At 54.0% G+C, this 5,818-nt stretch carries 6 protein-coding genes; all 6 read right to left on the bottom strand.

The window, feature by feature from the left end; translation table 11 throughout:
- A partial coding sequence (locus ACN0V1_RS21320; RefSeq protein ID WP_417546847.1) for an NAD(P)/FAD-dependent oxidoreductase occupies positions 1-1,127 on the bottom strand: 1,127 nt, incomplete at its 3' end.
- A 126-nt stretch (positions 1,128-1,253) separates the two neighbouring features.
- Positions 1,254-1,379: a hypothetical protein gene (locus ACN0V1_RS21315; protein WP_417546846.1), complete on the bottom strand. Its 126-nt coding sequence runs from the start codon at positions 1,377-1,379 to the stop codon at positions 1,254-1,256.
- A gap of 191 nt (positions 1,380-1,570) precedes the next feature.
- Complete coding sequence (locus ACN0V1_RS21310) at positions 1,571-2,536, bottom strand: XcyI family restriction endonuclease (RefSeq protein WP_417546845.1); 966 nt, start codon at positions 2,534-2,536, stop codon at positions 1,571-1,573.
- Entirely contained in the window at positions 2,536-3,396 is an 861-nt protein-coding gene (locus ACN0V1_RS21305; protein ID WP_417546844.1) for a DNA-methyltransferase, read from the bottom strand. The genes ACN0V1_RS21310 and ACN0V1_RS21305 overlap by 1 nt, the downstream gene beginning before the upstream one ends.
- 61 nt (positions 3,397-3,457) lie before the next feature.
- Complete coding sequence (locus ACN0V1_RS21300; RefSeq protein WP_417546843.1) at positions 3,458-4,756, bottom strand: hypothetical protein; 1,299 nt, start codon at positions 4,754-4,756, stop codon at positions 3,458-3,460.
- A 29-nt stretch (positions 4,757-4,785) separates the two neighbouring features.
- The coding region (nhaA, locus tag ACN0V1_RS21295; RefSeq protein ID WP_417546842.1) for a Na+/H+ antiporter NhaA at positions 4,786-5,818 on the bottom strand (1,033 nt) is incomplete at its 5' end.

Below are 5,818 nucleotides of genomic sequence, written 5' to 3'. Positions count from 1 at the left end.
TCCGACGAGGACCACAGGCCGTCATTTTCAAAACAGAAATATTCCAGGCCGACACAGGCAATATTCTCGTCCGGTACCATTTCCGGCGACCAGCTGCGGAAATTCTGCACCCGGCCAACCTGCACGCGATCATCATGGATATAGATCCAGTTGTCGGGGAACAGGTCTTTCGATTGGACCATGACCGCCACGGTCAGGAAATCGCGATAGTTCAACTCCTGCGCCTGCGGCAGCGATTGCGGCAGGGGGTGGATACGGGTTGCGAGCTCGCGCATCGGCGCGCTCGAAATCACATGTTTCGCGGTAATGATGGTGTCGCCGTCAGCGCTCGACGCACTCACTCGCCAATCACCGTTTGCATCCTGTGCGAGCTGTTTGAGGCTATGGCCCATCAGCACCTGATTGCCCCTGGCCTCGACGTGGCGCTTGGCGGCATCCCACATCATGCCGGGGCCGAGGCGGGGATAGCGGAAGGTTTCGAGCAGGGTTTTGACTTCCTGCCCGTCATTGGGCTTCCTGTTCAGCCCGAGCGAGCGTTTCAGGCCATCGGTCACCGCGTTCCACAGGCTCAGGCCCTTGATCCGCTGCGCCGCCCAGTCCGCCGACATTTCGTCGCACGGCATGCCCCAGACCTTCTCGGTATAGGTCTTGAAGAAAATCGAATAGAGCTTGTATCCGAACTGGTTGACCGTCCAGTCTTCAAAACTCTTCACATTCCTGTTCGGGAACACCTTCGCCTTGGCATAGCTCAGCATGCACAGCATCGAGCGCCAGATACCGAGATTCCACAAGGCTTCAAAGGCGCGTAGCGGATAGCTGTAAAATTTGCCCTCATAATAGATCCGGCTCATCCGCGGACGCTGGATAAAGTCATCGGGCAGGATTTCATTCCACAGATCGACCACTTCCTGCGATTTCGAGAAAAAGCGGTGCCCGCCAATATCAAAGCGGAAGCCTTCATGCTCCACCGTCCGGCTGATACCGCCGACATATTTCGGGTCTTTCTCGATGACGGTGACTTTGAGGCCCTTCTTGCTGAGCAGATAGGCAGCGGTCAGACCGGCCGGCCCGGCACCGATAATCGCGACATCGACCGGTGAATCTGCGGGCGTTCCCTGCCTGGTCATAAAGTCCGTTCCCCGTCCAGAAAGCGCCATTTGCGGGCGCGTTTCATGTTTCAGAAACCGGACTGAACGAAATTGGTTAGCAGATAGTTAATGGAGGGAGTGAATTTAGCGGACCTTCGAAGTATTTCACACTTCGCTGATCGGCGGTACGGGCTGGAGCGGTGCATCGGCATCCACTTCGTGCACCTCGATATGGCCGCGCCCGACGTGGCTCTTTTGGTAGCCGTAAGCGAAATAGAGCAGCAGCCCCATGCTACCCCAAACTGGCAGCACTCGTTTTTGGGATACACAAGTGGGATTCGTTTGGAGGATTTGCAGTTGTTAAGGGCCGGAGTACAGTGCGATTTCTTGGCTGGAAACCCAGGAAAACGAGATTCGGTAAAGGTCAATCGAATGGCGGTTGGACAATATGTCTAGTAAATTTCCTAGTTAAATAGACTTGACTATAATTTGATACCCGTCAGCGATATAATCCGATGTCGAAAATCCTCAAACTGCGGACCCGTCCCAGAAATAATGTCTGAAATTCGATAGAATTGGTTCGTGCTCGGAGATTCATGCCGAGCCATGTCCATATCTATCCGATCTACATTCACAACCGTCCAACATTCGGTATAGCCAGCGCGCTTTGCTTTCCTGTGACTTTTTTCCGCCTCTCCTATCCGATTGTGAATATTAGAAAAATCTGACCCACCCTTCACTTCAATCGCTATTTTCTTGCTAAAAACATTTTCAGCCATCTGCTCACGAATAATGATGTCGGGATCGGCGGCAAATTCGATCCAGACGTTTCGGCCAGCGGCATTCTTCATTTCAATGTTCGATTTGGTTTTCTTAATAACGGCAGGCTCCACTATCGAATGCACGGCATTGAAAACCGACACAATCGCAGATGCCCCTTTGCGGACATTTGCACCGCCACGAAGTTGAGGACCCAGAGTCAATAGAGTTAGGTCATCCAGAAACGCTGCCGATAAATCAATTTTTTCGATCCCGTCCAGCAGCTGGCCTCCAGCCACACACAGCGTTTTCGAAAGGTCAACTATCAATAAATCATTCGCCTTGGTAATTATTCCTTTATTTTCCATGGATTTAAAGCGAGACAGTCCGGATTCTCCATCATAAAATTCCTTTTGACTGTAGCCGTACAAAAGACGGTAATATGTCAACAAGTATGGATTCGCATTCAAGATTTGAGGGACTGGAAAAACCAGTTCACCTCTCAAGCCATGCCCAGCGAGAGTGGCTAAATGGTTCTCAGGTACAAGCATGGCCAATTCTCGGTCGACTTTGGAAATGCTCAAAGAACCGGTGGTCTCTTTCAATGCCCCTTGCAAATTCTTAGTTCTTATATCTGACAATATGCTGGCAAAACCAATTTGCAACTCGGGTGGACCTAAGGAAAACACTAGGCAGCCACCTTAGACACCGTTGAATTAGCATCTGACAAGCGGTCAAAAGCGATTTGAACGTAATCAGGATTCAGCTCTACTCCTACAAACTTTCGATCGTTATCCGAGGCCACCAACCCCACTGTGCCTGACCCAAAAAACGGATCAAGAATAAAGTCCCCGGGTTCGGACGACGATAAGATGCAGGGTTCGATGAGTTTGGACGGAAAAGTTGCGAAGTGAGCGCCACTAAAGCCTTGAGTATTCACATTCCAAACTGATCTGCAATTACGCCCATTCTCCTCCAATATTCTTTCGCGCTGATAGGAATATTTTGGTGATTTTGAGAACATGAAAAGATACTCATGGGATCTCGTCGGTCGATCTTTGACACTTTCGGGCATACAATTAGGCTTGTGCCATACAATGTCTGAACGCAGAAACCAACCATCGTCCTGAAGCGCGAAGGCAACTCTCCAAGGTATCCCCAACAAATCCTTCGGTTTCAAACCTTCAGGCGTTTCGGGACGAACAGACATCGCTCGAGCCGGGTTCTTTCTATCCGGCGCTCGCCATCTTCTATTCCCGCTGGTATATCCATCGCCAAGATTCAGCCAAAAGAGGCCATCGTCTTTTAGTACTCGCCTGAGTTCTGAAAAAATAGTTGTTAACTTATTGATAAACTGAGGCAAAGTTTCCTCCAATCCTATTTGATCTGGATTATCGTAATCTCTAAGACCCCAGTATGGAGGAGATGTAACAGCACACTGTACACTATTATCGGGTAATCTTTGCAACGTCATGAGGGCATCACCTACAAAGATCGTGTTTCCCGATAGAATCAACTGCTTTGGCTTCATTATTTTCTCAGTCTTCATAATTTTTGTACCCTATATGTTCCTCATGAACCAGTGTTGAAAATTGATCAATAGTGTTTGTTCACTCGCCCACCAAATCCCCCGGCAGCATAGGCTCGCTCAGCAATCGCTCCATCGCCTTCCACCGCCACACCGGCGCATCGCCCTGCGCTTCGATCCAGTCGCGGACCATGTCCAGCCCGAGGCCATAGTTAATCACATAGCTGCGATACTGATCGTTGAAATCGGTCATCTGCGCCGCGCGCTCTGGCGAGACCAGCTGATATTTCTGCGTGAGCGCGATCGCTTCCTCGCGGGTGATTTCACCATCCAGATATTGCTGCGCAATGGTCATCCGCGCGCCGCTGAGCGCCTGCTTGGCGATCTGCAGCGCCCAGTAGGCCGCCGCGGTGTCGGGATCGAGGCCGGCGAGCGGGTAGAGCACATCGCGCTCGTAGTCCAGCCGCTGCTGTCCGCTGAAGGCCAGTTCAATGCCGTAATTGGCCGAGCCCTCGGCGATCAGGCTTTGCGGGCTGTAGAGCGGATAGACAGAAAATTCCTGCCAGTCCCGTCCCCGGGTCAGATTGCGCTCGAGCAGCATGTTGTAGACATGATGGCCAGGATAGCCCTCGTGGCAGCCAAGATCGACCGCGCGGCCGATGAAGATCGGCAGGTCGGTGTTGATCTGGATCAGGCTCTGATAGCCTCCTTGATAATAATTATAGCCGCTCCAGCTTTTGCCGGTGACAAATTCCATCCTGAAATTCTCGCCGTCGGGCAGATCAAAACGGGCCTCGGTCCGTGCCTTGCACTCGGCAATCGCGGTGTCGAACACGGTCTGCAGCCGGTCCCTGGGGATAATATGGTTCTTTTCAAAAGCCGCCACCCGCTCGCTCAGCGGTCCTTCGCCGGGGACGATTTTTTCAATCTCCTCGAGCACCGGATCAAATTCTGCCAGCGGCTTGAGTTCCGGCGTGACCCCGAACAGTCCCCTGGCCTCCACGGCAAAGGGGAAGACCTCCCCCTGGATCATCGCATGGCGGGTGAGCGCGGCTTCCAGCTGTGCGGACAGAAAGCGTTTGCGCGCTCGGACCAGTGGATCATCGCTGGTCGGCGCGGCGTCGAGCCGCAGCATCAGATCGACAATCGCATTGCCCAGCTCGCGCATGTCGCGCGGATCGGTTTTTGCCGCCTCCGCCCAATTGGCTGGTCCGTAATAGGCGTCGACATAGCCCGCTTCTTTTTCGCCCAGCGCGAGCGTGAGCTTTACGTAATCAGTGGCAATTGAGCCAAGCTCATTCGATGCTTTCAAGCCGACCGTATCGGTGACGAGCGGGGCAGGCAATGGCTCAACGGCGGATGTACAGGCAGAAATCGCCAAGCACACAGCAGCAACGAGCCAAGAGCTTTTCACAGGGCATCTTTCAGTTTTTCCACTTCACCATTCGGCAAGGCTTCGAGCAATTCCTCCGCCTCCGCTTCATCGAGTGAATCCAGATGCCGATCCTGCGGCGCAAAGCGCAAGACGCAATAGCCGACGACCGCGGAAAGCAACGATCCGCCGAGCACACCGATCTTGGCCTCCTCGATCAGCAGCTGGTTACCGGGGAAGGCCAGCGCGCCGATGAACAGGCTCATCGTGAAGCCGATACCGCAGAGCATCGCCACGCCATAGACCTGCAGCCAGCTGGCACCGCCAAGCCGTCCGGCAAAACCGGTTTTGACCGCGATCCAGACGCTGGCGAAAATACCGATCTGCTTGCCGAAGAACAGGCCAGCGGCAATACCCAGCGGCAAGGGCGCGAAAACATGCTCCATACCTATGCCTTCGAGCGATACGCCGGCGTTGGCAAAGCCGAATATCGGCACGATCAGAAAAGCGCTCCACGGCGATATCGCGTGTTCGAGCCGGTGGAGCGGTGAGTGTTCAGCATCCGGTGAGGTCGGCGTGATCACAATCGGGATCACCATCGCCGCCAACACCCCGGCGATCGTCGCATGGACCCCGGACATCAACACCGCATACCAGAGCAATCCGGCGAAAATCAGATAGGGCCACAGCTTGAGCACGCCGTTGCGGTTCATCGTGTACATGATCGCCAATATGGCGGCACTGGCGAGCAGGGCGGCGCCGTTGATTTCGGCCGTATAGACCAGAGCGATAATCGCCACCGCGCCCATATCGTCGACAATCGCGACGGTGACCAGAAACAGCTTGAGCGAGGTCGGTGCGCGGGGACCAAGCAGGGCGAGTACGCCGATCGCAAAGGCAATATCGGTGGCCGCCGGAATCGCCCAGCCATTGTAGAGCAGCGGCACATCCTTGACGACGAACAGATAGATCAGCGCCGGAACAACCATCCCTGCGGCTGCGGCGACTACCGGCAGCCGCCGGCGATCCCACGTGTTGAGCCGTCCGTCGACAAACTCGCGCTTGATTTCC

Origin of the sequence: Marinobacter sp. (assembly GCF_048266785.1) — a bacterium.
Lineage (GTDB): Bacteria > Pseudomonadota > Gammaproteobacteria > Pseudomonadales > Oleiphilaceae > Marinobacter.
The sequence above is the reverse complement of the archived record's forward strand: the minus strand, read 5'-3'. Positions and strand labels throughout refer to the sequence as shown.